The sequence below is a fragment of the Massilia sp. NBRC 108631 genome, assembly GCF_059704565.1.
This window is the reverse complement of record NZ_BAAKJE010000016.1, coordinates 1-246: the sequence shown is the minus strand read 5'-3', so window position 1 is coordinate 246 and position 246 is coordinate 1. Positions and strand designations below refer to the sequence as shown.

Sequence of the window (246 nt, the reverse complement as noted above, 5' to 3'; positions counted from 1 at the left end):
GTAGCTGATGGGAAGCAGGTTAATATTCCTGCACCGTCGTATGATGCGATGGGGGGACGGATCGCGGAAGGTTGTCTGACTGTTGGAATAGTCAGTTTCTGCTTCATAGAAGGCACTTAGGCAAATCCGGGTGCGTAATTCAAGGGAGTGGGACGAGTGAACTTGTTCACGTAGCAATCGGAAGTGGTTCCAAGAAAAGCCTCTAAGCTTCAGTCATACGAGACCGTACCGCAAACCGACACAGGT

At 50.4% G+C, this 246-nt stretch carries 1 rRNA gene; it reads left to right on the top strand.

The features are described 5' to 3' along the window. Positions 1-246: ribosomal RNA gene (locus AC6H42_RS01420) — 23S ribosomal RNA — on the top strand; the annotation flags it as partial.